The organism is Pedobacter sp. SL55 (assembly GCF_026625705.1).
GTDB lineage: Bacteria > Bacteroidota > Bacteroidia > Sphingobacteriales > Sphingobacteriaceae > Pedobacter.
This window is the reverse complement of the sequence record NZ_CP113059.1, coordinates 454699-480782: the sequence shown is the minus strand read 5'-3', so window position 1 is coordinate 480782 and position 26084 is coordinate 454699. Positions and strand designations below refer to the sequence as shown.

Genomic DNA, 26084 nt, shown 5'->3' with positions numbered 1-26084 from the left:
AAAGCATTGGTTCTTAATTTTAAAACCTATGCTATGAAAACATAAATAATGTGAGTTTGGGTTAAGTGTCTTTACAATTCTTGAGAAATTTGCATTGAACGTATTTTTAAGCTCGCCGCCGCTGGGCTCTTACTTTTTGACCGCAAAAAGTAACAAAAACTCTCGGTTGCTTATTTATTCAGTATAGTTTTTTGTTTTTATTGTCTTCATGCTTGCTACGCAGGTTTCTTTCAAAGAAAGTGCCTTGGCTTATTGGTGCGTCCCGAAAAATAAGAGACCGAAAATTAGCTGAACGAAGATTTGAAGCGCTATCGCTAGCAAATAGCATAATTTTCTTATCCCGAACTCACGTTAAATACCAACATCTAGGTATATCAAATTAATTGTGACTAGCTATATTGCACTAGCTAAAAATCTAGTTTTTTATTTGCTAAACCCTTGAAAGGCTTTTGTATACCATGTAGATATGTTTGTATACTGGGCTGATGATGGTAATATATTTTACGGATATTAGCTAACCTATTAATTTTAAGAAGATATAAAAACGTAGTTATTGCTTTTTTATTATAAAAGTTTATATATTTATATACTCCTTTTTGGAGTATAAGTTCTTTAAAACCAAATTCAGTTATGAAAAAAACTCTACACAAAGCACTACCTATGCTATTTGTTAGTCTGTTATTTGCAGTGCAATCTGCGTTTACTAAACAAATGCGGTTAGTTTTGTTGGCTGTTTTGCTGTTGTGCTCTTCTGCAAGTATGGCGCAGATATATGTGTCTCCATCGGGAGATGACACTAATAACGGTACTTCGGGTAATCCTAAAAAAACCATACAAGCTGGAGTAGATGCTGCAGCTAGCGGGCAAACCGTTTTTATAGACCCAGGTAATTACGCAGAAAATGTTACCATTGCTAAAGATAACATTACGCTACAGGGTGCAGGTTCTGGTGCTAAAGGGAATTTGGAGCCCGATGTACCTATCGCAGCATCTCATACCATTATTTCTGGCGGTGTTGGCTCAAGAGGTATTCAGTTAAGTGGAGCGAGAACCAATGTTGCTATATTGGGCATTGCCATTCTTGGTCATAGCATGGAGGGTTTTTTTGCTCCAGCAAACTCAAGTAATTTAATTCTTCAAGATTTACAGGTAAACGGAAACTGTACAGGTGCTACCGGTAGAGGAGGAATATTTGTATCTGGAAATGTTACCAATGTTGCCATAACAGGTTGTGCGGTACAGAATAATGGTCCAGGCGCATCTGCAAGAGGTATTGCCATTTGGGATAACTACAAAGCTGGGGTTACTATTGCCAATAACTATGTGCTATTTACCGCTTGTTGCGGTATTGACTTAAACGATGGAACTTCTTCTGGCGTAAATATCTCTAATAACACCTTAATTGCTGCTTCAATTGGTAGCGATAGTGCTATTGGTGTTTTGGGTATGAAAGGTGGCGCCGGCCCAAATATCATTGCCAACAATAACATTACCATCGCAAAAAGATATGGTATCGAAATCAAAAACCCAGCAGGTAGTGGTATAGATGATGAAGCTGCCGACGGCAGTATTATTGTGAAAGATAATGTGATTACTAGAGTTGATGACATTACCAGCGGCCCGCTTTTAGAGCGCCGAGATATAGCTGGCATTGCTATTTTTAGAAGGTCTTTTACTTCTGGAAATCCGGCTGGATATATTGATGTGCCGTCTGGCGTGGTAGTAAAAGGAAATACGATTTCTGGTTTTGAGCAACCAGATGCAATTGGAGAGGGTTATGGGGTGGTTGCCGAAGGCGTAAGGATGACGATAAAAAACAATACCATCAGTAATTGTGACGTAGGTGTTCAAAGGCAGGCCGGTAACTCATCAAACTACATGAAGAATAACAATGGAGATGCTGATCAGGTAGCTTCTGGAAGTAATTACTTCAACAGGGGTAATTCGCCTTTTTCTAGTGCAATCATCGTTGAGAACAATACCTTTTCTACAAATACGGTAGATACTAGGGATGAATTTGCTGCAAACACTTACTTTAATGATGCGCAATATGTTTTCAATAGTACCAACAATACAAATTATGCCACACTTAATTTGGCGGTAGAATACGCAAGTGCTGGAAATACACTTCAGCCATCGGCGCATACTTTTGATGAATTGGTAGTTGTAGACAAGTCGTTAACTATTGACGGTGTAGATAAAGCAACTAGGATAATTAAGTATACTGGTGTGGCTATTTCTTCTGGTTCGGTTACACCGGCACTCTTTAAAGTAGCAGCGCCAAATGTTGCCATTAAAAACTTAACGATGGATGTTGACCTCACTAAAATTTGGTCAGCCATTATTAGTCATGGAGATGTAGCGGGCTTGTCTATTATAGGAAACAATATCTTGGCAACTAGATCTGCGGTTAGTAGTGCAGCTGGTTATACCGATCGTAATGCGGTGGGTATTAATATTTCTGGGCGCACCATTCCAGGAGTTGCCAATGCGTCTAATCCATCGGGTTTAATTACTTTTCAAGACAATACGGTTCTGTATACGCCAGACCCAACGCCAGCAAATGTAGCTGCTTTTAGGGCTGCCTTAGCGGTAGATAACTACAATGTTTTGGTAGAAAACAACATTACGGCAGCCATTAACCACGATGTAACCAACCGTTTTCAAACTACTGCTGGTCAAAGTATGCTTAGAAACAATACTTTTAATGGGGGTGGTATAGAGTTTTCTGAGCCAAATGCTTCTTTTACGGGTGCTTTGATAGAGGATAACAATTTTAATTACCTGCTAGGTGGTTTTCCAACTTTTGCATTGGTAAGATTTAAAAATAATAATGCCAATAAACCATTTGTTTTCAAAAACAACCAGGTTCAAAATCATTATTGGTTAATGAGCTTAGAGAATTTTCAAAATATTGATGTGGAAGGAAATACTTTTAGCCCGGTAAAAAATGCTAGCGATTATTTCCAAATCCTATCTATCAATACCAAAACCATAGCATCATCAAGTAATACGAAATTACCTAACTCGGCCAACATTGTAGGGAATACTTTTAATGGAGTTGCTGGTTCGGTAAATGCTAAAGGTATTGCGTTTTATAATCACGATAATGCATCTCCACAGTTTGGTGCGTTTACCATTGGTGCGGTTGCTAAGCCTAATTTATTTAACGATAATATCAATCAATACCTTTACATAGATAATAATAATGGTAACCTTACAAAAGATGGTAGCAACGTTGCTTTGGCAGGCTATCCAGAGTATGGTTCAAGTATCAGCGCTACCACTACAGGTTATTGGATAACTGATATTCGTGCAGATCAAAATAGTTTCTACATAGATGGCCAGTTGAGAGCGGTTGCCTCCCTTAGCCAGGCACAAAGGACATTGCTTGATGCCAAAATTTTCGACAAGCTTGATGATGCAAACATTGGAAAAGTCAATTATTATTTTCCAATTAAAAATTTAACAAGTGGCGAAGGTTTTGCAACTATCCAAGCTGCCATAGATGATGCCGATACCCAAAACGGAGATGTGATTAATGTAGACGAAGGCACTTACACTTTGACCGATGCGGTAAAAATTACCAAAGGGATTACGCTGCAAGGAAATAACAACAATTTGGTAGTTAAGCCTATTTTAAATGGTACTTAAGCAATGCCACCAATAAAGCGCTGATAGAGATTGATGCGCCTAACGTAACTGTGAAAAATTTGGAGCTGCAAATTGCTCAAGATGTAAATGCTATGATTGGTATTAGTAGTATTTACTGATAATTTCAACAACCTAACTGTTGCAGATAATATTTTTAAAGGCACAAAAGTTCAGGCAACCGGAGTGGTTTGGAACAGCTTTGGCATGAAATTGGGCAGAGGTTCGGCTGGGGTGATGGGCGGTGTGGTTAATAACTCGGTAAACGTGGTGCGTAACACCATTACTTATAGTAACACATCGGCGCCAGAGCTTTTTGGTAGAGGTATTTATGCTTTTAATACTTATGGCAAAATTGGCGGAGTTGGTGCAGATAAAAATACAATTACAGCTTTGTACGCTTTACAAGGTGGCGAGCTTGGTGGCGGTGCAGGTAACGATTTTGAATTTTCGTATAACGATGTGCCTTTTGGCTTAGTTTCCGTAGTTGGCGCCGAAGTGGGCAACCATAAAATCAATAACAATAACATTGGTTATAGTATTGTTGATTTAGCTCAGGCTACTAACATTGTGCGTATGCTAGAGGTAAAAGGAAGTAGAACCGTTAATGCCAACATAGAAGTGGCAAACAATACCATTACTAAATATGCCAATATTGGAATTTTCATCCAAAGATCAAATAATGTAACGGTAAAAGGCAATACCTTAACACCTATTACAGGTGCTAACGCGTTTAATTCTATCGTGTTTTCTAGTAAAGAAGGTACTAGTGGCGCTCAAAGTGCAGCAGCTTCAAATAATTTAACTATCACATCAAATACTTTAAACGGCACCGGTGGTACTGGTATCGCTTTCTATAACCATAATGGTTCTGCCTCGGTTAAACCTTTAATTAATGCAAGGGTAGGAGGTTCGGACGCTGATAAGAATACGTTTGCGGCTACCTTAGGCACATATATCAGCTTAGATGCTACGCCAGCTGGTGGTAATACTGGAAACCCAACAATGGCTACACTTTATGACGTGGCTCAGGCAGGTGTTAACATTACCAATATTTTTCCGTTTAACGGCGATATAGATGCCTCTTATAATGTTTTCGGCGCTGTAAATACGGGTACTTCTACCAGCTTTGATGATTTGGTTGCTGTGAAAGGCAAAATAGCAGATGGTGTTGATGATCCGTTAACGGGTTATGTGAATATTCAGCCTCAAAAAGCTTTTATTGCTACTTCGGCCAATTTGCCAAATGCATTAACAGTAGTGCCAGATGATTTCACGCTGGTATTAAAAAATGATGCTGCGGTTTATGGGAACTTGGGTAGCCAAACCATTACCAAAGCACACACATTCGCTATTGATAATTATACCACTGGCGAAATTACGTTTGATAATTTAACCTTAAATGCCCTAGCTAAAGAAGTAACATTTAGCCAAGCGGCAAATGTAACAGGTAATTTCTCGTTGACAGAGGGGAAAATTAATGCTCCAGCAGCATTAACTTTAAACGGTACGCAGACGATTACTTTTGATCCCACCAAGCCACAAAACTTCGTAAATGGCAAAGTTAAGGTGCTAAATATGGGGCCTTCATCTAATGCTCCATTAATTATTGGAAAGGGTACTGTATCTGCGGCTGTGACTACGCTAGATCTAACTGCTGTTTCCGATTTTGAATTCGAGTATTTTCCTGTCGCTTACAGTAATACCACCAGTTTCGACCCAGCGTTGCTTGGTTTGATACACGATAAGGAATATTGGGTAGTAAACAGGCTTAGCGGCTCTGCCAATGCTAAGGTAGCGTTCGTTACTTTCGGTCTTGCAAATTCGGGTTTTGCCAACTTCGATGCTGCCTATGCAACCATAGCTAGGTTCGATAGCGGGACAAACACCTGGGTAGATGCCGGAAATTCGGCTAATAATGTAAGCGCTAACTTTGCTGCCATTATCAGTGCTCAAAATACTGATTTTGGCGTGTTTACTTTGGCTAAAACTCCACTTGCTGTGCTGCCAATAAAACTTACTTCTTTTACTGCTCAAGCTACAACAGGCGGTGCTTTAGTAAAATGGAGTACAGCAGAAGAAAAGAACAACGCAAAATTTGAAATAGAGAAAAGCTTTGATGGTAAAAACTTCTTTGTGGTAGGTAGCAAAGCTGGTCAAGGTAACAGTAGTTCTGCTACTAACTACGAGTTTTTAGATGCTAGCTTTAAGCAGTCTGCATACTATCGTTTAACGCAGATAGATGCCAATGGCGATAAAGAAACATTTACTGCCCTAGCCAAATTTGTAAAAGGATTAGATAATTCGCTATCGGTAGTGGCTTATCCAAACCCGGTAACCAATAAATTGTATGTAACTGTGGGTTCGGTAAGCAAAGAGAGCGTTAAGCTTTCATTAACAGATTTAACTGGAAAAGTAGTGAAAACGAAAATCGGAGATAGCGCTCAGCCTATAGAGCTTGATGTTGCCAATCTAGCAACTGGTGCTTACATTCTTCAAATTATTAAAGATAGCGGAAACGTAGCTAAAAAAATTATGAAGCACTAAGGGTAACCAAAAATAATGGAAAAGGGATGTTCAAAAGAACATCCCTTTTTTTATTTTCAAAAATATTTTTTTAATTAACGGTGTTAATTATATTTGTACGGTTTAATTGATATGGGAAGAAAAGAGAAAGATCGCAAACAGATAGAAGATGTAAGGCTTAAAATTTTGGAGGCAGCTAAGGACTTGTTCTTAAAACATGGTTTTGAAGCAACTTCAATTAGGAAAATTGCTGCCGAAATTAACCTTAGTCCAACTACTATTTACCTTTATTATAAAGATAAAGGAGATATAGCTTATACCTTGCATAAAGAAGGCTTTAAGTTGTTGGGCCAGCAGTTTGTGGTGTTGCAGCATGTAAGCTCCGGATTTGAAAGGTTAAAAGCAATGGGCAAGGTTTATCTAAATTTTGCTATGCAAAATACTGATTTTTATCAGCTTATGTTTATTATGAGAGAACCAATGGATTTTGTGGCAGACAAGCTCTCTTGCGAATGGGAAGAAGGAGAACTTGCTTTTGGTGCTTTGCAGCAAACGGTTTTAGATTGTAAAAGCGAGGGATATTTTAAAGATTTAAACGAAAACAACGTGGCGCTAAATGTTTGGGCTTTGGTACATGGTTTATGCAGTTTAAAACTGCAAGGCCACTTAGACCATGTGGCAAGTGCACACCTACATGTAGCACAAGATAGAGATTTGTTAGAAGAGGCTTTTGAGACCTTTGTAATGATGCTAGAAAAAATGAAATGATATGTTAACACTGTTAATTTTTAAATATAGGTTTTGCGTTTTATTGCTACTGGCAACTACTGTGGCTTCTGTTGCTACTGCGCAGGAGGTGCTAAAAGCATACGTTGATACTGCCTTTAAAAACAACATCGTTTTGCAGCAAAAAAATGTATCCTTAGAGAAAGCGCAATATGCTTTAAAAACAGCGAAGAGTTTGTTTTTGCCAACTGTTGCATTTCAAGGGGCGTATCAAACTGCAGATGGTGGTCGTAATATTCCCTTGCCTTTGGGCGATTTAATGAACCCGGTTTATAGCACGTTAAATCAAATTACTGGCGGTAACAATTTCCCAATGTTGGAAAACCAAACCATTAACTTTTTGCCCAAGAACTTTCACGATGCGAAATTGCGCACCACAGTTCCAATCATCAATACAGATATCATTTATAACAAACGCATTGCGCAACAACAATTGGTGCTAAAAGAATACGAAGTGCAGATTTATAAACGCGATTTGGTTAAAGAAATTAAAGCAGCTTATTATAACTATTTAAGTGCGCTTGCTGCGGTAGATATTTATAAATCTGGCTTGCAACTGGCTAAAGAGGGGCTTAGGGTAAATGAAAAACTTTTAGAAAATGGAAAGGGCTTGCTGGCTTATGTATTGCGTTCGCAAAGTGAAGTTGAAAATGTTAACGCCTCCTTGTTAGATGCAGAGCAAAAAGTTAACAATGCCCGCTTATATTTTAATTTCCTTTTAAATAGGGATCCAAACGATATGATTTTATCAGATGCCAACGATAAAACGGATTTGGCCAAAGTAGAAGGATTGTTGGCGGGTTTAAATATGTCCAGTGAAAGAGAAGAGTTAAAAGCATTAGGACAGGTAGAAGGAATTAACAAGAACGTACAAAAGATGAATAGTCAGTTTGCGGTGCCAAAACTGGGTGCATTCTTAGACGTGGGTACACAATCCGAGGGTTTCCATTTCAATTCGAATACTAGATATTACATGGTGGGCTTGCAATTAGAAGTTCCAATTTTCTCTGGAAACAGAAACAACAATAAGCAGAAAGAAAGTAGTCTCGATTTAAAAAATGCACAACTGAACTCCAATTTAGTAGCACAACAGTTGAGTTTATCTGCTAAAGTTTCACAAAACAATTTGCGGTCGGCTTATCAAACTTATCAGTCGTCTCAAAAACAGTTCGAGGCAGCGTCTACCTACTTAAGGCTAATATACAGGGGATACTTGGCGGGGGCAAATTCATTTGTAGAAACTATCGACGCTAGAAACCAATATACTTCGAGCAAAATTTTAGTAAATATTAACCTTTATAAGGTGCTTACGGCTATGGCCAATATGGAACGCGAAACGGCATCTTATGTAATTCAATAAAAATGAAAAATATTACGCTTATTATTTTATGTGCAATTTTTTCGCTGTTGTTCGCTTGTAAAGGTGGAGATCAAAGAGAGAAAGCAATTATTCAACAAGATACTATTCCAGTTAAAGTGGTTTCGCTGGTGGAAGAAGATACAGATGCAGCAATTGTTACGTCTGGGTATTTTACTACCAACGATGAAACTATACTTTCTTTCAAAAACGGAGGAGTGATTAACAGAATTTATGTAAAGGAAGGGGATCAAATTACTAAAGGCCAGTTGTTGGCTTCGGTAAATCCAACGGAAATTGGTTCGCAAGTAGCGCAGGTGCAACTTTCTTTGCAGAAGGCGCAACGCGATTACGATAGGGCTAGCAAGCTTTTTAAAGACAGCGTGGCTACTTTGGAGCAATTGCAAAATGCAAAAACTGCTTTAGATGTAGCTAAACAGCAAATCCAATCTGCAAAATTTAATGAAGGATACACGGATATACGAGCTACCAGAAATGGGTATGTACTCAGAAAATTAGCCAATGATGGACAAATTGTTGGGCCTGGAACGCCTGTGCTTCAAATTAATGGAGCAAGTGAAGGCAACTGGATCTTAAAAGTAGGTTTAAGTGATAAGCAATGGTCTGATTTGAAAGTGGGCGATAGGGCTACCATTAGTTCAGAAGCTTTATCTGGACAGGTTTTGCAAGCTAAAGTGAGTAGGAAAGCAGAGGGTATTGACCCGCAGAGTGGCACTTTTGGTGTAGAGCTGGCTTTGAATGATCGTAAAGTTAAAGGTTTGGCTGCTGGGTTGTTCGGTAAAGCAAACATTTTTCCATCTAAAAAACAGCGTTCGTTTACCATACCTTATGATGCGCTTTTAGATGGTGGCGAAAACGAAGGTTATGTTTTTGTAACGAATGATAACCAGACGGCTAAAAAAATAAAAGTGCAGTTGGGAGCCATACAGAAAGAAAAAATTTCGGTAACGGGTGGGTTGGAAAATGCAAGTGCCGTAATTATTTCGGGTAGTGCTTACCTAACTGATGGCTCGAAGATTAGGGTGGTAAAGTAAAAGCCCCAGGGCCCTCTCTGCCTTCGGCATCTCTCCCCTAAGGGGAGAGAAATAAAGAAGCTTTTAGTATTCCCTCCCCCAACCCCCTCAAAGAGGGGGATATACAGAATGCTTAGCAAACTATGCGTCCCCCTCTTTGAGGGGGTAGGGGAAGGAGTATTATGAAGTGTGTTGCACAGGTTTTTGTTAAATAAACCTGATGGCAGCGGTAATATCCCGATTTTATAGGGATTTATAGCGTACAGCAGGACTAAAGGAAACGATGGAAGCAGAAAATTGCTTTTCAAAAAATAAATAAAATTCGAACAGAATTGGAATGAAAATATCAGACTATGCAGTAAAAAATTACCAGTTTACCTTAATTATGGTATTAATGGTAATGGCTTTGGGGATTACTACTATTTTGAATATGCCGAGGGCAGAAGACCCAGACATGAACCCGCCTAACTTTCCTGTGGTGGTGGTTTATCCTGGCGCTAGCCCTAAAGATATGGAAGAGCTGGTGGTTAAACCGCTCGAAAAGCGTATTTATGGCTTGGATGATATTAAAAGTATTAAAACAACCATTAGGGATGGCTTAATGGTGGCCGTTGTGGAGTATAAATATGGCGTAAATGTAGACGATAAATATCAGGAGCTGGTAAGGGAAATTAATAGTGAGCGACCTAATTTGCCGCAGGAGATTTATGCGATGGAGGTGCAAAAGATTTCGCCTTCTGATGTGAATATTTTGCAGGTGGCGCTGGTTTCGGAAAACGCATCGAGAGATAAGTTGAAAGCTGCTGCCGAAGAGCTTCAAGATCAGTTAGAGAAAATTCCGTCTTTAAAAAACGTAGAGATTGTTGGCCTGCCAGATCAGTTGGTAAAGGTTGATTTGGATTTGGAGAAATTGGCTTTACTGCGCATTCCGGTTACGCAAATTGCTAATGCCATACAGAGCGAAGTGGCCAATATTCCGGGCGGAAGTATTGATGCGGGTACTAAATCTTTTAACATTAAAACCAGCGGAAACTACCAAAGTATTGATGAAATTAAAAATACGATTGTGGCTAGTGGTGCAGGTAAAAATACGACGCTTAAAGATGTGGCCAATGTTTATTTCGATTATTCGCAAGACAAACACATTACTCGTTTAAATGGCTTTAGAACAGTATTTGTGGTTGCTGCACAAAAGGTTGGTGGCAACATTACGCAAACGCAAGAGGCCTATTTGCCAGTTTTAGATACTTTCAAAAAAACATTGCCAAGTAACATAGACCAACAAGTAATGTTTGATCAGGCAGATAATGTAAACAGTCGTTTAGGAGGCTTGGGTGTAGATTTTGGCATTGCTATTTGTTTGGTGCTCATTACTTTGTTGCCTTTAGGCACAAGGGCATCGTTGGTGGTAATGGTTTCTATTCCTTTGTCGTTAGCTATCGGTATTATTTTGATTAATCTTTTAGGTTTTAGTTTAAACCAGCTCAGTATTGTAGGTTTAGTAGTTTCGCTAGGTTTATTGGTTGATGATAGCATTGTAGTGGTAGAAAACATTGAACGCTGGATGCGTGACGGCCACAACCGCTTAACAGCAACTCTGATGGCGACCAAACAAATTGGCTTAGCGGTAATGGGTTGTACAGCCGCGTTAGTAATTGCCTTTATACCAATAATGTTTATGCCCGAAGCATCTGGAGAGTTCATTAGGAGCTTACCTGTGGCGGTAATTTGCTCGGTAATTGCTTCTATGATTGTAGCACTGACGGTGGTGCCGTTTTTGTCGAGCAAAATTTTAAAACCACACGCCTATGTGCATGGCAACATCTTTTTAAGAACTTTACAGAAAATCATCCATGGCTCTTATGCTAAATTGTTAGATAAAGCATTGCACAAACCTTGGTTGACGGTATTTGTTGGGGTGGCGGTTTTTGTAGGTTCGTTGGCACTTATTCCATTTATTGGTTTTAGCTTGTTCCCTTCTTCGGAGAAACCCCAGTTTATTATTGCGGTTTCTACACCTTTACAATCGAACTTGAAGTACACGAATTCTATTACCAAACAAATTGAGAAAGAAATTAAAGAGATACCCGAAGTAAAATATTTTGCTTCTAACGTTGGTAAGGGCAACCCAAGAATTTACTATAATTTGTTGCAGACTAACGAGCGTAGCGATTTTGCCGAGATTTTTGTGCTACTGCACGAAGATGTAAGGGCTGATAAAAAAGTAGAACTGATTGAAAAGCTGCGGGCAAAATGGTCGCCGTATTTAGGGGCAAAAGTAGAGGTAAAGGATTTTGAGCAAGGCCAGCCGATTATTTCTCCGGTAGAAGTTCGTGTGTTTGGAGAAAACTTAGATACATTAAGGAAACTGGCGGGTAAGGTAGAAAATATGTTGCTAAAAACAGAAGGAACTATCTATACCAATAACCCACTTAAAAACCTGAAATCGGATATTAAGGTAGAGATCAATAAAGAAAAAGCTTTAGCTTTAGGCGTGCCAATGGTAAATATAGACCGTACGGTAAGAATGGCCATTGCTGGTTTTGAGTTAGGCAAATTTCTTAACCCAAAATCTAGTGGCGATGATTATAATATCTTACTAACTACCAAATACGCTTCGAACCCGAACTTAAATGTGTTTGATAATTTATATGTGAACAATGTGCAGGGTGCTTCAATTCCACTATCACAATTGGCGAGTTTAAAGCTCGAAACTTCGGCTTTGAGTATCAACCACCAAAATAAGGTGCGCACCATTTCGGTAAACTCGTTTGTGCAAAAAGGTTATTTAAACGATAAGGTAATTAAGGATGTAGAAACGCAGATGGCTAAAATGGAACTGCCGGCTGGCTATCATTTCGAAATGGGCGGCGAGGTAGAAAGCCGCAACCAATCTTTTGGAGGGTTTGGCAGCATTATCTTGGTAACGTTGTTTATGTTTATTGCGGTATTGGTGTTAGAGTTTAAAACTTTCAAAAGTACGCTGATTGTGCTTTCCGTAATTCCTTTAGGTATTGTTGGAGCCGTATTGGCCTTACTGGTTACTGGTAATTCGTTATCGTTTGTGGCAACTATTGGTATTGTGGCTTTGGCAGGTATTGAGGTTAAAAACACTATTCTTCTGGTTGATTTTACCAATCAGCTGAGGGCCGAAGGAAAAGAATTGAACGAAGCTATTGAAGAAGCTGGAGAGGTTCGTTTCTTGCCAATTATTTTAACTTCGTTAACTGCAATTGGAGGGTTGTTGCCTATTGCGATGTCTAGTAATCCTTTAATTTCGCCGCTGGCCATTGTAATGATTGGCGGATTAATTAGTTCGACTTTGTTGTCGAGAATTATTACGCCAGTAGTTTATAAGCTGATGCCGCCAAAGATTGAAAAAGCGGAAGTTTAAGGTTGAAAATTTTGTTTTTTTATAATGTGACCTTCGGAGTTGGTAACTCCGAAGCCTTATCGTAGGATTTTTAATCCGAACAATAAACGAAAAATGATAGTTGGGAATTAGAAATTCCCCGATAGGTAGTTCGAGATTGCAAATGTAGAACAGCTAGTAACCTGAGTTCGATTTTTAACCTATTGATAATTAGACTTTAAAACTGATGCTGAACTAAATTCAGCATGACGAACCGCCAATTTTCCGTCACCCTGAATTTATTTCAGGGTCGGCGAACTCAATAAGTTTAAGTAATCCTGTAAAATAAACAAATAATAATCGAACTCAGGTTAGTAGTAGTTTAGCCATAAAACCCCAAAAATCATAGCCCAAAATGTAGCTACGGTAGAGGTTTTTAGGTTGTTTTCTCGAACAGGTAACAATAGCTTTCAAATCAGGCGATATTAGCCTTCTAAAATTCGGTGTTAAAACCCGGCATTAAAAAACAAACCTCGCTTAAAGAGGCTTAAGCGAGGTCGATTATTTTTAGATTTTTAATTTTTGAGGGTTGTGCAACAGCTACCCTTGTTGTGTTTAGTTTATTTAAGGGTTAACTTTTCGATGCTATATGTAATGTAATTCGGTAGAGGAGTTGATTTGTCGTAATTTGAAAAAACTTTATATATACTTTTTGATAAGTAATTGTCTTTTAATTCGAATTTGTATGTTGAAATTAATTCTACAATTTGTTCGGCAGTAAATAAAGATTTTGGTATGTTAAATTCAAAATAATTAGATAAATCAAAAGTGTTTTTGTATGTGTAAATACGAAAGGGATAAATTTCGACTACATTTCCATTGACTTTTAGCACAGCAAAGTAAACAGGTATTCCATTTGGATCAATTTTTATAGTTGTAGGACTAATAAGCATCGAATGGCTAACTTCTGAAAGTCTGTCTTTGTTGTCGAAAATATTAGATTGTGCATTTACCAATGCAAAAGAAAATAAAAAGGTAAAAGTTAAAATTAAAGATTTCATAAAAAGGTGTTTCTTGCCTACTCTTTCAATATGTGGTTTTCAGCTTATCCCCAGTGCGGTAAGTCAGGATTCAGCGATTATGGTCAGGATTTTGTTTTAGAGAGGTTCCGTCCAATTAACGCTGTGTCCGTAAATTATACACAACTCTCAAATATACGCAACACTTAGCATACAAAAAGCAAATAGATACTCCCTTCAGTTGTGCTTTAAGCGTGTTTTTGATAGTTGTCGAGTTGTGTTTATTGAGTACGATTTAAGAGAATACTACCAAAAAAAGCAAGTCGGTTTACTATTTAATTTTATCTAAAGGGCTAGTTACACCTTTTAAATCTTTATTGCTTATTTGTGTGTACATAGTGAGCTCTTCGGAGTTGGTAACTCCGAAGCCTTATCAGACGTTTTTTAATCCGAACAAAAAGAAAAGCAAATAATATAATTGCGTAGGTGGGAATTAGGAATTCCCCGATAGGTAGTTCGACATTACAAATGTAGAACAGCAAGAGATTATTTTCTGTCATCAAAAAACAAGCACACTTAAATCGCTTTAAAAGACGCTTTTTTTGTGTTGTTTTTTAAGATGAGGGCGAAATGTGGGGTTGTGCAACAGTTACCGCTGTTATGTATCGTTTTCTTATTTAACATACGTTTCCATTATAACGTTTTTCACTTCTTCAATTTCAGATGTTGTCAGAGTATCTCAATTTCTTGATAATTCTCGTTCTGTCCACTGTTCTGATTTGGTCTAAAACAATCCAACCTTTTGTCTTATTTTTTTTGATTTCAACCCTAGTCGGATAGGGTTTTGAACTGCTTGTAAGTGGTGCAACAACAATCGTTTGAAGATATTTATTCATTTCGTTTGGGGAAATGACCACGCAAGGACGAGTTTTTTTCATCTCACTTCCTATGGTTGGGTCAAGATTTACCAAAACCAATTCGTATTGCTTTATTTCCATTCTTCAAAAGTTTCGTCTTCAAATACATCTTCAATTAATAAAGCATCGTCTCCGTTTGTGTGCATTTGTTTAAAAGATTTTTCCCAGCCTTTTCTCGGAACAGATTTTGGTTTTAGGATAATTCTTCCTTTTTCCAAAATCAGCTCTATGGTGTCGCTGATGTTGTATTGTTCCAAAAGGGCTTTTGATAATCTGATGCCTTTTGAATTTCCTATATTGATTACTGGAATTTCCATAAATTCTTGATTTGTGATTACAAAGTAATTACTTTTCCCTGTAAAAAACAAGTTTTTTGAACTGGATTTAATATTAAGGGCAACCTATTGTTTCGCTGAGCTCTACGGAGTTTGTAACTCCGAAGCCTTATCATAGGAATTTTAATCCGAGCAATAAGCAAAGCAAAAGATATGGTTGTATAAGTGCGAATTAGAAATTCCCCGATAAGTAGTTAGACATTACAAATGTCGAACAGCGAGTTGATGCCGCCAAAGATTGAAAAAGCGAGAGCTTAATTTAGCGTTGTAAATTTTAAGTACGGCGGAGACGCCGTGCTCTGAAGCACAAAGCCCTTGACGGATAAGTCAAAGGCTCATTTGTTTATATCTAAAAGATTTACTCAACTACCTCTCACTTCGCTCATCCATATTCAAATCGGTGTCAAACGGGCTTTTGGTAAACGGGTAAATAGATTGTTTAATGAACCCCTTTGGATAAGAAGCTTCGCGAACGCCAGTTCCTGCTGGCCATTTTTTAGCTGGCAAATAATAAGTGCCAAACATCATATCTATAAAAGGAAATATAGATGCAAAGTTATGGCCATAGTATTTAGGGTCTTCACAATGGTGCCAGTGGTGATATTGTGGTGTAGTAAAAATGTATTTGATAAAACCAAAGTTAATACGGGTATTGGCATGGATTAATACCGCATGTATAGCAATAAACACAATGTAAACGTTGAACACAGTAGATGAAAATCCCAAGATATAAAGCGGAATAAAAGTCATCGCTCTGGTAAAAAAGATGTCGATAAAATGCGTTCTGCTCCCCGCTAGCCAATCCATATTTTGGGTAGAGTGGTGGATAGAATGGAAACGCCACAAATATACTCTACTATGGAAAGTTCTGTGTGCCCAATATTGGAACAAATCGGTAGTAAAAAAGGCCAAAAATAACGCTACAAGAAATGGCAAACCTTGTACCCAAGCATGCAGGTTTTCTAGGCCAATCCAGCCAAAAAATAATACCGCAGGTTTTTGCGTTACAATACCGAAAAACTGGATAAATAAATGGCTAATTACAAAATAGGTTAAATCCGTTCGCCACTCTTCGTGAAACTTGGTTTGCGATTTATTTCTTGGAAAAAACAATTCTAGCGGAACAAAAATGGCTACCATCAAAAGCAAGTCTAGTATCATCCAATCTAAGCCAAAATGCCAGTCTGTTTTAACCACATCTCTGCCGTTTAAGGTAAGCGCACCTAACACAATTGCTAACCCGGTAATAGAGGTTCCAATTAAAGCCAGTTTTATTTTTTTGCTTAATAATAAACTCACTGCGGCAAAGAAAAATGAGGCAATTACGCCAAAAATCATCAAAGCTTCGGCAATGCTTTTGGTGTACACCTCTCTAAATTCTGGTGTGGTTAATTGCTCTGGATATCTAAAGCAGAACACTGCTAGCAGCACCAAGACTGCCAAGAAAATGGAAAGATAGCCACTAATTTGTCCTTGCCCAACTTTAAGGCGTTTGTTTGTAGTCATTCAACATTCGTGTTTAAAATTCAATGATAATCAAAAAGCATTTAAGTTGCTAAATAGCCCACTTTTACTTTACAAATAAAAGTTGTAAATATCGTTTGGTTATCGTTAGGCAAATATTCAGTAGTTTTGTACAAATTGTATGCTAAAATACCTACGCCTTTTACTGTTACCATTTAACGTTGTTTATGCCTTTGTGGTGTATGTGCGTAATCTGTTTTTCGATTGGGGTATTTTTAAATCTACTAGTTTCGATATGCCCATTATCTGTGTGGGTAATTTGGCTGTAGGCGGCTCGGGTAAAACCCCCACTACAGAATATCTAGTGAGGCTACTAAGCGAATACAAAGTAGCTATTTTAAGCAGAGGCTATGGCAGGAAGACTAAAGGTTTTGTTTTGGCCAACGATGCCGCAACGGCCGAAACCATAGGCGATGAGCCTTTACAATATTACCGGAAATTCAAAAATGTAAGCGTTGCGGTTTGCGAAGACAGGGTAAAGGGTATCCAAAAATTAAAGGATGAGCACGAGGTAATTTTGCTAGATGATGCCTATCAGCACCGTAAAGTGAAAGCTGGTTTTAATGTGCTACTTTTTGAGTTTTCAAAAATCAAGGATTTTCAAATGCTAATGCCTGCTGGGGATTTGAGAGAACCTTTTTCGGGTGTAAAAAGAGCGCAGGCAGTGCTCATTACAAAATCGCCATCAAAAATCTCGGATGAAATTAAAGCTGAAATTTCTAATAAGCTTCGGCTAACAACTCAGCAAGAGCTGGCTTTTTCTTGCATTGGGTATCAAAATTTGAAACATCTTTATACCGGCGAAGAAATGCGGTTAGCAGCAGAGCAAGAAGTGTTTTTGTTAACAGGTATTGCCAATACAGCGCCTTTAAAGCAGTATTTGGCAGCTCAGCAAGTGAATATTCACTCGTTCGAATATCCGGATCATCATCGTTTTACGGCTAAAGAAATAATTAGCCTATTAACCAGTTACGAAAAGCATCCAGCAAAGAAAAAAATCATCGTAACAACAGAAAAAGACGGACAACGTTTATTAGATGATAAATTAAGAGATTTACTGTTAAATTTGCGAATATATTACCTGCCAATTGCTACCGAAATTAATGCAGAAGATAAATGCAGGTTTGACCAAAAAATATTAGACTATGTTGCAAGCGCTAAACGATTCGATAAAATACATTAAAAATAAAATAGGAGAATTTGAACCAGAAATAGGTATTGTTCTTGGAACTGGCTTGGGCGGCTTGGTAAACGAAATTGAGGTGCAGCATAGCATCATGTATTCGAGCATCCCAAATTTTCCAATTTCTACTTTAGAGTTTCATTCTGGTAAATTGATTTTTGGAACCTTGAAAGGCAAAAAAGTAGTGGCTATGCAAGGCCGCTTGCACTTTTACGAAGGTTACAGCATGCAGCAAATTACTTTTCCAATTAGGGCAATGAAGTTGTTGGGTATCAAATACCTTTTTGTGTCTAACGCTGCGGGTTCTTTAAATCCAGCATTTAAAAAAGGCGATTTAATGATCATCAACGATCACATCAACTTACAGCCAGAAAGCCCGTTAAGAGGGTTAAATAATGAAGATTTTGGTCCTCGTTTTCCAGACATGAGCCAGCCTTACAACAAAGAACTCATTACAAAAGCCTCAAAAATTGCACAGGATGAAAATATAACATGCCATCAGGGCGTTTATGTATCGGTAACAGGGCCAAACCTCGAAACTAAAGCAGAATATAAGTATTTGCGTATCATTGGTGGCGATGCCGTGGGCATGAGTACTGTGCCCGAAGTAATTGTAGCCAACCACATGAGTATACCTGTTTTTGCAATTTCTGTATTAACCGACGAAGGTTTCCCAGAAGACTTACAACCTGTAAGTTTAGAAGAAATTATTGCTACTGCGGCTAATGCAGAACCCCAAATGACCAAAATTTTAAGTCAGCTTATCTCCACTCTATAATGCAGAAAATATTTGTAGCTGTACTTTTCTTTTTGTTGGTGGGTTTTACCAATGCTTTTAACGCTATTGCGCAAGATTTAAAGACAACAATTGCGGGCAATAAGGAGCTAGATTCGTTGCGTAAAAAGGAGCAGGCAGGTAAAGATTCGGTAGTTTTTACTTCTAAATATATCCGTTATACCACAAAGAAACTTACAAAAGACAGTATACAGACCATACCTTTAGATACCACTTTAACAGGAATACAGAATTTTAGCCCAATAGCACAACCACGTAGACCTACGGTAGGCACAGGTCTGGTTGGTTTGGCGGCTACACCATTGTTGTTCGAACCTATCAGAACCATTGGTTTCGATGCGGGTTTCCATTCTTTAGATTTGTACAAGTTTACCCACGATGATATTAAGTTTTACCGAGCCCGTTCGCCTTTTACCAGCTTGTCTTACATTAGTGCGGGCGATAATGTGCAGTTGCTAAAAATCATCCACTCGCAAAACATTAAACCCAATTGGAATTTTGGAGCCAATTTTAATAGGATTGGGGCAAATGGTTTTTATCAGCACCAACGTGGCGATGTGCTTAATGGCACCTTGTTTACGTGGTACCAAACCAAAAACAAACGTTATAACATTTGGGTAGATGCTGTTTTTAATACCATGAAAGCCCAAGAAAATGGTTCGCTCTTAAAAGATAGTATCATATTTACGCAAGCGGGCAATAACTTAATTACTAAAGAAGCAGAACCGGTAAGATTAAATACTGCTCGCCAGCTTTATAGAGATAATTCGGTAATGATTAGGCAAAGTTATTTTGTAGGTCGTATAGATAGCACGGCAAATAGTACTTACCCAAAATATTTTGCCTACCAACAAAATTACACACACATTTACCTACACCAATAGCTCGTTTAGTTTTAAAAAGGATGAGGCCGACGAGGAGGGTGTTTTTCCATCGGTAGCAGTTGCCGATTTGGTTTTTACCAACGATACTACCAACGTAAAACACATACAAAACGAGTTTATTTACAGCTTTTTCTTGCGGGCAAAAAATAGTGCAACCATTAAAAATGAGCTTAAAATAGATGCTGGTATTAGAAATGACATTTACAGTTTTAGACAACAGGTGTTGCAAAACGATGGTAGTATTTTCTATAACCGCAATTTTAATGCGCAAAACTCTACCTTATTGGGTGCTTTGGGCTATCGTTTTAGCAACAAAGTGGATGTTAATTTAGATGTACAGCAAATATTTCAGGGACGTAACGCGGGCGATTACCTTTACGAGGCAAAAAGTAACTTTGCCTTGAATGAAAAGACTGGCAAAATAGTGATGAGTGTTTATACACAGAACAAATCGCCAGAAGAAATTTTTAACCGTTATTATGGTAACCATTACCAATGGGATAAAAGAAATGATTTTTCTAGGACTAAAACCACTAATTTTACTTTTGCCTACCTCAACAATCTTTTAAAATTAGATGCAAGTGCTTCATATTATCTAATTAGCAACCACCTTTATTTTGTGCCTTCTACCGATTTAGATAAAGCCATAGTACCCACGCAATTTGATGGCGAAATTAGTTTGTTGCAATTGAAAATAGGCAAACAGTTAGATGCCGGCAGTTTTCACGTTACCGCTTTTGGCGTTTACCAAAAAACCGATCAACAAGATATTTTGCGTACTCCAGAAATTTACCTCTTTGGATGTATTTACAAAGACCAAACCTTTTTTAAAACACTAAAAACTCAAATTGGAGTAGATATTTTCTATAACGATACCTATTTGGCAAAATCTTACGCCATTGCGGCAAGTCAGTTTTATAACGGTAGAGATATTACCTTTAGCTCAAAGCCAATTGTAGATGCTTGGATAAAAATTGGGTTAAGAAGGGCTAACGTTTTCGCTAAATATCAATATGCTAATCAAGGTTTGTTTAGTGGCGGCTATTATACGGTTAACCGTTATCCAATGCCAGATCGTTTGCTTACCCTTGGGTTTACTTGGAATTTTTACGATTAAGTTGCGAAGTCCGAAGTCCTTGAAAATTGGGCGTACAAGTTAGCTATAACTTTGCAACATTTCAACAATAAAAACAATTAAGCCATAAAGCAATTTCCCCTAATCCCTAATCCCTAATCCCTAATCCCTAATCCCTATTTCGCAATTCTTCCGGCAAAGTAGGCTACTGGTAAATAAGCTCCGGCTAAATCAACAATAGTAAACCAAATAGGAGAGGGCACAATCATTACCATCCAAATTCCGCCAGTTAAAAATACACTGCCAATTACCATTGCAAAAGCAATTTTTTTAGTAGCAATTCTTGCAGCAATGTAGGCTCCCACAAAAGTTCCAATGGCGTGTGCTAAAAAAGGAAGAATAAAGTGTTTTGGTTCCATTAGGTACATTCCGGCGTTTAATCCTTCTTCTGTAGTTAAGTCTACTCCAGCTGGAGGGGCAATAATATTACCGCTTACCATAATAATGGCACCATTTACTAAACTGCCAAATACAATGCCGGCAATAATTGCAAGGATATTTCTTAATATTGGATGCATCTTTTCTTATTTTAACAACGCTTTTATTGCTTCTTCTTTCGAATTTACAAAATTGATTTTACCTAGTTTGTTGCTTTCTAAAATGAAATCTTTGATGCTTTTGCTTTGATATTTATCGAAATCGCCTACTATTGCCAAACCGATACGATAATTGGAAAATTTCTGTAATATTTCTCCAGCCATTGTTGTGCTTAGATCAAAAAAATCTGAATGGATATTTTTTTCATACAGAATCAAATTATCAAAGCCTTGGTAATAAACGTTGCCTACTAAATCTATGCCGTCCTCAACTTTGCTAATTACTAAGTCTTCAGCTACGATTTCGGCAATATTTTTATGTATTCGTAAGATATCCATATTCAAATTTAGCAAAACGAAGCACAGCTCGTAGATTTTGCCTACAAAAAAGCCAGCCTTCAAAAAAGCTGGCTTACGATGAGTTTGATGTAGGTTAATTAGAATGAGTAACCTACGCTAAAGCCCCAAACTCTATTGGCTCCTTTTGTATCGCCACTTCTATTATCTTTTGGCAATACATTGCTTAATCCTAATCCGTAGTTAGCTCCAAGTAAGAAACCATTATTCATGCGGTAGCCCACTCCAAAATTTGCACCAAAATCCATGCTAGCTACGTCATCATCAGCATTATTCCCAAATTTTAAGCTTTCTTCGGTAGTACCTTGGTTGGTGCCACTAGTAATTTTAGTTTTTCTTTTTCCGTCTACATTAAATGCCGCATACGGACCTGCACTTAAATGAAATGCTCCTGATTGGCCAGTTGGAATTCTTACCACTGCATTTACTGGTACTTCAATTGCCATCACGTTTATTGTTTGCTCTCCAGTTATACCAGCAAAATTGCCTTCAAACTTAGTTCCTTTATTTTGTAAAGATACGCCAGGTTGAATGAAAAAATTGTTGCCAACACCGAAGTCTCCAAATACGGTAAAATTGTAACCCACGTTTTGTTTCGTTGCGTCATTTAATGTACTTGCTCCGTCAAAACCACTATACTTAACAGTACTTAAATTAACACCACCCTTAATTCCGATGCGGGCATCGCTGCCACTCATCGTTGTAGTTGTTTGAGCAAATAATGCAGAGCTAGATAGTAAAAGAGCGCTTCCTAATAATATGATCTTTTTCATGATTTTTAATTTTGTATCGAAACCATTTTCGATATCACTTTACTCCCAAAAGCTATGCCATTAGAAACAAAGTATACCATGTTTTAATTTGAAAATAATTGATTTTTAGCGAGTTGAATTGATTGTTGATGGAGCCCTATTATCAATTTGCAGAATGTAAAAAAGTGTTTACAAAAACAGACATCCTGTTTTGCATTGCAGAAATTTTAACCTATAAAGGACGCCAATTTTTAGGGTAATCTTATAAAAATGAAGATAGATTTTGAGTTAATTACGTTTTCTGTGGCTTCTTTTTAGCAGCAGGAAACAATACGTTGTTCAAAATCAAACGATAACCTGGAGAAGTTGGATGTAAGCTCAAATCGGTTGGCGGGTCGTTTACTTGGTGTTGGTAATCTTCTGGATCGTGACCGCCATAAAAACTGAATTGACCTTTGCCAATTTCGCCATGTAAATAGCGCACTTCGGCTCCAGCTTTGTTTTCGCCAAGAACGGTAATGTTTGGCTTTACCAAGCTTTTACGAAATGCCGTTGTTTGCCCCATAAATCCTTTCACTACTTTTTCGTGATTTTGGGTAAGCATAGTTGGCACCAAATCCCATTTAGCAGAAAAATCGAACAGTGTGAAGTAATCGTTGCTTTCGTTAAAGCCAGTGCGGGTTTGGGTAACATCGATATCCGAGAATTCGTAGTTGTAAGGGTTCATATCCAAATGGAAATTTCCAAAAGCCACGGCTTTATTGTAATCCAATCGCGATTGTGCATTGGGATCCATACCATCTCCATCGAACATGCTTTCTAGAATATCTACACCTTCGGCAGCTAAAGCAATGTCGAAACTATCGGTACCAGAGCACATGGCAAATAGGAAACCGCCACCAGCACAAAACTCTTTAATGCGTTTGGCAACGGCTAGTTTCATCTGCGAAACTTTATTAAAACCATTGCGTTTTGCTGCCGCTTCTTGGTACTTTACATCTTCTTGATACCAAGTTGTGTTTCTGAAAGAAGACCAAAACCTACCGTATTGGCCTGTAAAATCTTCGTGGTGTAGGTGTAGCCAATCGTAAGTAGTAAGTTTATCTTTTAATATCTCGTCATCATATATTACATCGTAGGGTATTTCGGCATAGGTTAAAACTAGCGTTACGGCATCGTCCCAAGGGAGCTTGCTTTTGGGCGAGTAAACAGCAATTTTTGGAGCTTTTTCTAGCTTTACCATCTCCATATTTACTGCTGGGTTGCTAATTTCGTTAAGAATGGCGCTTACTTTTGCGTCGGCAAGTACTTCGTAAGCCACGCCTCTAATTTTGAGTTCATCTTCTATAGCTTTAGCCTGTTTAACCAAAAAACTACCGCCACGGTAGTTGAGCAGCCAGTCTACTTCGGTTTGTTGTTTGATGCACCAATAGGCAATTCCGTAAGCTTTCAAGTGGTTTTTCTGGCCTTCATCCATATAAATTAGGATAGACGCCGCCTTTGCTGCTATTTGAAGTAAAACGAATAAAACCAAAAGAATATATTTTTTGCCTTGCATATACGAAGTTAAAATTTAACCGCTTAAAATAGAACGTCGAGAAGTAAATTGTTGTATGGCTGGATTGTTTTATTGTTACGATGTTGGAAGTGTTTAAATGTTGTAAGGTTGAAATGTTCATTTTTCGCGTTTTTTGCCTTTGCGAAACTTTGTGAAAACTTCAAAAACCTTTGCGGTAAATTTTCTATCGCAAAGAATGAAAAAGATACGCAGAGGTCGCAAAGTTTGGCAAACAGGCTGTTGTTATTTAAACCCGATTGAAGCGGAAAGCTTTTTTGTGCTTGTCACGCTGAGCCTGTCGAAGCGTTTTGCCATAGAGATTCTTCTACAAGCTCAGGATGACAATGAGGAGTGGCAGTGCCGTTAACAAAAAAATTATAGCGAAAAGCGGGACTGTTGTAACCGATGGGCAGTGCCATACATTTTCATATTATCTCATCATCACATCAACGCATTATCACATTAAATTTATTTGTGTAAATTTGCATCCTTATAAAAAAAGAAAATGGGTAAAGCAATTATAAAAACGGTAAAAGGCGATATGACCGTGGAGTTCTATGAAAATGATGCTCCTAAAGCTGTTGCTAACTTTAAAAAATTAGCTAAAGAAGGATTTTATGATGGTGTAACTTTTCACCGTGTAATCCCAAATTTTATGATTCAAGGCGGTTGCCCTAACTCTAAAGATGGCGCATCTGGCATGGCTGGTACTGGTGGGCCGGGTTATAAAATTGATTGTGAGTTAGATGGCGATAACCAATACCACGATAGAGGTGTGCTTTCTATGGCGCATGCAGGTAGAAATACTGGTGGTTCTCAGTTCTTTATTTGCCACAGCAGAGCAAACACAGCACATTTAGATCGTAACCACACTTGCTTTGGCAAAGTTGTAGAAAATGTGGACTTGGTTGATGACATTCGCCAAGGAGATAAAATTTTAACTGTAGAAGTAATTGAAGAATAGACATCAGATTTGAGATGTTAGATTTGAGACAAGTTTCTCACATCTCATATCTCATTTCTCAAATCTTATAAAATATATGAATTTAAGAGGAATTGTATCTGTTTCGGGCAGACCAGGCTTGTTCAAATTAATCGGACAAAATAAAGCTGGCTATGTTTTAGAAAGTCTTGATGAGCAAAAGTTGAAAATTGTTGCTAATCTTTCTAATACCAAATTAGCTTCTTTAGAAGATATTACCATTTACGGAGAAGACGAAGAATTGAAATTAACCGACGTTTTAGCAAACATAGCAGCTACTAAAACCGCTGTTCCAGATGTTAAAGCTGATGGAAATACCTTGAGAAAATTCTTCTTAGAAGTTGCTCCAAACCACGATCAAGAGAAAGTTTATGCTTCTGATATGAAGAAAATTCTATCTTGGTACAACTTCTTAAAAGATATGCCTTTGTTTACTGAAGCTGCTCCTGGAACAGAAGAAGATGCACCTAAGGTAGAAGATAAAGTTGAAGCTAAGCCAAAAGCCGCCCCAAAAGCAAAAGCTGCCAAGGCACCAACGGCTAAAACATCGGCTCCTGCTAAAAAAGCAACTATGCCTGCTAAAAGAGGAGCTTAGTTAGCCTTCCAGATAACAAAAAAGCACCACTCGGTGCTTTTTTTATTTACAGAAAATATAATAGTATAGCTGCAATAATTACCACAGCTATCATGATGGTTAAATATTTTTGCTCTTTAGATGTATCGCTTCTAAATCTGTAGTTTCTTTTATAATCTCCGGGTAGTTTCATAATTCCTCCTTTTTAAATTAGATGCTTTAAAGCAGTGTTTTTCATAATTATTGCCACAGATGCACAGATAAATTTATGGATTAATTTCAATCATTTTTAAATTTGTAAATCTGTGGCTAAATTTTTTATTCGTGGTGGTAAGGTTCGTTTTTCAAAATCGTAAAAGCCCGGTAAAGCTGCTCCACAAAAAACAAACGTACCATTTGATGGGAAAAAGTCATGTCTGACAGCGAAATGCTACTGTTTGATCTTTTGTAAATGCTTTCATCAAAACCATAGGGGCCGCCAATAATGAAAACCAAGTTTTGTACACTGCCAACCATCTGCTTATTAATGTAAGCCGAAAACTGAACTGAAGTGTATTTCTTACCTTTTTCATCTAATAACACAACAACATCACTATTGTTCAGTTGCTTAAGTAACAATTCTGCTTCTTTTGTTTTTTGTTGTGCTTCGCTGAGGTTTTTTGTGTTTTTTACATCTGGAATAATTACCATGTTGAAGTTGATGTAATGTTTCAAGCGACCTAAATACTTATCAATGCCATCAATCAAATATTTATCTTCCGTTTTCCCTATGGCAATTAAGGTAATCTTCATCTAATGGTTGTGTTTTTTATCTTTACAGCTTAAT

23 protein-coding genes are annotated in these 26084 nt (G+C 37.9%); 13 read left to right on the top strand and 10 right to left on the bottom strand.

The window, feature by feature from the left end; genetic code table 11:
• The first annotated feature begins 630 nt into the window (after positions 1-630).
• The 6 genes from OVA16_RS02080 (at position 631) to OVA16_RS02055 (ending at position 12748) form a co-directional block, all read left to right on the top strand.
• Positions 631-3654: a hypothetical protein gene (locus tag OVA16_RS02080; protein ID WP_267763260.1), complete on the top strand. Its 3024-nt coding sequence runs from the start codon at positions 631-633 to the stop codon at positions 3652-3654.
• Positions 3655-3750: 96 nt separating this feature from the next.
• Positions 3751-6198 carry a T9SS type A sorting domain-containing protein gene (locus tag OVA16_RS02075; protein ID WP_267763259.1) on the top strand — a complete coding sequence of 816 codons (2448 nt, stop codon included), beginning with the start codon at positions 3751-3753 and terminating at the stop codon, positions 6196-6198.
• Positions 6199-6309: 111 nt separating this feature from the next.
• Complete coding sequence (locus OVA16_RS02070; protein ID WP_267763258.1) at positions 6310-6945, top strand: TetR/AcrR family transcriptional regulator; 636 nt, start codon at positions 6310-6312, stop codon at positions 6943-6945.
• 1 nt (position 6946) lies between these two features.
• Positions 6947-8323: a TolC family protein gene (locus OVA16_RS02065; RefSeq protein ID WP_267763257.1), complete on the top strand. Its 1377-nt coding sequence runs from the start codon at positions 6947-6949 to the stop codon at positions 8321-8323.
• Positions 8324-8325: 2 nt separating this feature from the next.
• Entirely contained in the window at positions 8326-9375 is a 1050-nt protein-coding gene (locus tag OVA16_RS02060) for an efflux RND transporter periplasmic adaptor subunit (protein WP_267763256.1), read from the top strand.
• Between the two features lie 316 nt (positions 9376-9691).
• Positions 9692-12748, top strand: coding sequence for an efflux RND transporter permease subunit (locus OVA16_RS02055; RefSeq protein WP_267763255.1), 3057 nt, complete (start codon positions 9692-9694; stop codon positions 12746-12748).
• A 578-nt stretch (positions 12749-13326) separates the two neighbouring features.
• Here the strand turns inward: OVA16_RS02055 and OVA16_RS02050 are convergent.
• The 4 genes from OVA16_RS02050 to OVA16_RS02035 form a co-directional block, all read right to left on the bottom strand.
• The gene (locus OVA16_RS02050; RefSeq protein ID WP_267763254.1) at positions 13327-13767 is read right to left on the bottom strand and encodes a hypothetical protein; all 441 of its coding nucleotides are present in this window, start codon (positions 13765-13767) and stop codon (positions 13327-13329) included.
• A gap of 677 nt (positions 13768-14444) precedes the next feature.
• Complete coding sequence (locus OVA16_RS02045) at positions 14445-14723, bottom strand: type II toxin-antitoxin system PemK/MazF family toxin (protein ID WP_267763253.1); 279 nt, start codon at positions 14721-14723, stop codon at positions 14445-14447.
• Positions 14714-14959, bottom strand: coding sequence for an AbrB/MazE/SpoVT family DNA-binding domain-containing protein (locus OVA16_RS02040; RefSeq protein WP_267763252.1), 246 nt, complete (start codon positions 14957-14959; stop codon positions 14714-14716). Before OVA16_RS02040 ends, OVA16_RS02045 begins: the two co-directional genes overlap by 10 nt.
• A 384-nt stretch (positions 14960-15343) precedes the next feature.
• Positions 15344-16483, bottom strand: coding sequence for a sterol desaturase family protein (locus OVA16_RS02035; RefSeq protein ID WP_267763251.1), 1140 nt, complete (start codon positions 16481-16483; stop codon positions 15344-15346).
• A gap of 139 nt (positions 16484-16622) precedes the next feature.
• Between OVA16_RS02035 and lpxK the strand changes: the two genes are divergently transcribed.
• The 4 genes from lpxK to OVA16_RS02015 are packed head-to-tail and all read left to right on the top strand — an operon-like array spanning position 16623 to position 20481.
• Complete coding sequence (gene lpxK / locus OVA16_RS02030; RefSeq protein WP_267763250.1) at positions 16623-17684, top strand: tetraacyldisaccharide 4'-kinase; 1062 nt, start codon at positions 16623-16625, stop codon at positions 17682-17684.
• Positions 17647-18462 (top strand): purine-nucleoside phosphorylase, encoded by an 816-nt coding sequence (locus tag OVA16_RS02025; protein WP_267763249.1) that lies wholly within the window; start codon positions 17647-17649, stop codon positions 18460-18462. Before lpxK ends, OVA16_RS02025 begins: the two co-directional genes overlap by 38 nt.
• Entirely contained in the window at positions 18462-19364 is a 903-nt protein-coding gene (locus OVA16_RS02020) for a putative porin (RefSeq protein ID WP_267763248.1), read from the top strand. Before OVA16_RS02025 ends, OVA16_RS02020 begins: the two co-directional genes overlap by 1 nt.
• Positions 19321-20481, top strand: a complete 1161-nt coding sequence (locus tag OVA16_RS02015; protein WP_267763247.1) for a putative porin — start codon at positions 19321-19323, stop codon at positions 20479-20481. The genes OVA16_RS02020 and OVA16_RS02015 overlap by 44 nt, the downstream gene beginning before the upstream one ends.
• A 134-nt stretch (positions 20482-20615) precedes the next feature.
• Here OVA16_RS02015 and OVA16_RS02010 read toward each other — a convergent pair whose 3' ends face one another.
• The 4 genes from OVA16_RS02010 to OVA16_RS01995 all read right to left on the bottom strand — a co-directional run bounded on the left by OVA16_RS02010 (position 20616) and on the right by OVA16_RS01995 (position 23621).
• A complete protein-coding gene (locus OVA16_RS02010; protein WP_267763246.1) occupies positions 20616-21017 on the bottom strand; it encodes a hypothetical protein in 402 nt (133 codons plus the stop codon).
• A 6-nt stretch (positions 21018-21023) separates the two neighbouring features.
• Positions 21024-21374 carry a DUF4180 domain-containing protein gene (locus OVA16_RS02005; protein ID WP_267763245.1) on the bottom strand — a complete coding sequence of 117 codons (351 nt, stop codon included), beginning with the start codon at positions 21372-21374 and terminating at the stop codon, positions 21024-21026.
• Between the two features lie 98 nt (positions 21375-21472).
• Positions 21473-22165, bottom strand: coding sequence for a porin family protein (locus OVA16_RS02000; RefSeq protein ID WP_267763244.1), 693 nt, complete (start codon positions 22163-22165; stop codon positions 21473-21475).
• 271 nt (positions 22166-22436) lie between these two features.
• A complete protein-coding gene (locus tag OVA16_RS01995) occupies positions 22437-23621 on the bottom strand; it encodes an asparagine synthetase B (RefSeq protein WP_267765329.1) in 1185 nt (394 codons plus the stop codon).
• A gap of 277 nt (positions 23622-23898) precedes the next feature.
• Between OVA16_RS01995 and OVA16_RS01990 the strand changes: the two genes are divergently transcribed.
• The 3 genes from OVA16_RS01990 to OVA16_RS01980 all read left to right on the top strand — a co-directional run bounded on the left by OVA16_RS01990 (position 23899) and on the right by OVA16_RS01980 (position 25279).
• A complete protein-coding gene (locus OVA16_RS01990) occupies positions 23899-24069 on the top strand; it encodes a hypothetical protein (RefSeq protein ID WP_267763243.1) in 171 nt (56 codons plus the stop codon).
• Positions 24070-24207: 138 nt separating this feature from the next.
• Complete coding sequence (locus OVA16_RS01985; protein ID WP_267763242.1) at positions 24208-24666, top strand: peptidylprolyl isomerase; 459 nt, start codon at positions 24208-24210, stop codon at positions 24664-24666.
• A gap of 76 nt (positions 24667-24742) precedes the next feature.
• Positions 24743-25279, top strand: coding sequence for a DUF5606 domain-containing protein (locus OVA16_RS01980; RefSeq protein ID WP_267763241.1), 537 nt, complete (start codon positions 24743-24745; stop codon positions 25277-25279).
• 46 nt (positions 25280-25325) lie between these two features.
• On the opposite strand, the gene OVA16_RS01975 is transcribed toward OVA16_RS01980, so the two are convergent.
• On the bottom strand, positions 25326-25451 hold the full coding sequence (locus tag OVA16_RS01975; RefSeq protein ID WP_267763240.1) for a hypothetical protein: 126 nt from the start codon (positions 25449-25451) through the stop codon (positions 25326-25328).
• A 125-nt stretch (positions 25452-25576) separates the two neighbouring features.
• Positions 25577-26050 carry a 23S rRNA (pseudouridine(1915)-N(3))-methyltransferase RlmH gene (gene rlmH / locus OVA16_RS01970; RefSeq protein ID WP_267763239.1) on the bottom strand — a complete coding sequence of 158 codons (474 nt, stop codon included), beginning with the start codon at positions 26048-26050 and terminating at the stop codon, positions 25577-25579.
• Positions 26051-26084: the final 34 nt, after the last annotated feature.